Consider the following 1209-nt stretch of genomic DNA (forward strand, 5'->3'; position numbering starts at 1 on the left):
ACAGCCCCCACAGGCCCCCGCTGCCGACCGGCGTGCAGACCGCCGCACCGGCTGCCATGCCGACGGCCCAAAAGAGGACAGTGCGAACCTTTCAGTAAAAAAGCTCCAGGGGCAGCTTCGGCAGCCCCTGCCGACCATAAAAAGACGTCCGGCCTTTCCCGCAATAACGCAGGAAAAGCCGGACGTTTGCCTGTTGCCGCCGGGTGGCGCCTGCTATCAGTCTGACGCCGCAGGCCGGGGCAGTGATCCAGAATCTGCGGTTCCGCAAGCTACTGGATTTTGCAGTTGCCGTCCTTGCATTCTTCGCTTGAGATCACAGGCGTGGCCTGGAACAGCACCACCTGCTCGCGCCCCTGGTTTTTCACCAGTACCAGGGTAAAACGCATGAGCCCTTCGGGCTGGGCAGGCACGGCCGTACCCTTGAAGTAGCCGTTGCCCGTCACGAGCGTTGCGCCGCCGATAAGCGCGGTACGTGCGTTAAGGATGGTCAGGCGGTCGACCACCAGTTCCTTGTTTTTTATGGACTGGATAAAGTGTTCCTTGTCCTCGATATGCCCATTGGCGGCGATGTGCCAGTAATTGGGAGCCAGCAGGGTCTCAAGGGCCGGGATGTCTCCGGTCATGACCGCTTCGGTATACAGGGCCACGCTGTCGGCCTTGGCCTGTGCCGTACCGGCGGAAAGGCAAAAGACCAGAGCGCAGATAAGCGATGCCGCTTTCAGAAGTTTCATTGGGGTCCTCCGTCGTTATACTGGGCCGTCAGTGCGGCGGTAGTCCGGTGCGCCGTCGCAGATTTTCCGCCGTGGTTCCGGCGGCAAATTTGCCAACTGAAGCGCTTTCCTCTATTCTGTTCTTCCAACTGTTAAGCAAAATGCGTTCATTGTAAAGCTTCCCCTGCCGCCCCCAGATTTTTCGGCTATTTCTCCACCACAGTACGAGGTGTTCGCGTCATGCTCACCAATATTCTTCAGGCCATCGGCAATACGCCCATGCTGCGTCTTGATCTTTCGCAAAACATGCCCGGCACGGTCTGGCTCAAGCTTGAAAACCGCAATCCCGGCGGATCCATCAAAGACCGCGTGGCTTTTCATCTCATTGAAAACGCCCTTCAGTGGGGCGAACTTGAGCCGGGCGGCCTGGTGGTGGAGGCCACCAGCGGCAATATGGGCATCGGCATTGCCCTGGTTTCGGCCGTGCGCGGCCTGCGCT

At 59.2% G+C, this 1209-nt stretch carries 2 protein-coding genes; one reads left to right on the forward strand and one right to left on the reverse strand.

The features are described 5' to 3' along the window. Positions 1 to 269 precede the first annotated feature (269 nt). Positions 270 to 731: a nuclear transport factor 2 family protein gene (locus V6C07_RS02555; RefSeq protein WP_333534816.1), complete on the reverse strand. Its 462-nt coding sequence runs from the start codon at positions 729 to 731 to the stop codon at positions 270 to 272. Positions 732 to 950: 219 nt separating this feature from the next. Between V6C07_RS02555 and V6C07_RS02560 the strand changes: the two genes are divergently transcribed. Beyond that, positions 951 to 1209 (forward strand): pyridoxal-phosphate dependent enzyme (locus V6C07_RS02560; protein WP_333534817.1); only part of this gene is annotated, 259 nt, incomplete at its 3' end.

Source organism: Desulfovibrio sp. 1214_IL3152, from assembly GCF_036763055.1.
GTDB lineage: Bacteria > Desulfobacterota > Desulfovibrionia > Desulfovibrionales > Desulfovibrionaceae > Desulfovibrio.

Bases quoted from the DNA above. Each gene is read 5' to 3' on its own strand.
- V6C07_RS02555 (WP_333534816.1), bottom strand. From the start codon at position 731: ATGAAACTTCTGAAAGCGGCATCGCTTATCTGCGCTCTGGTCTTTTGC.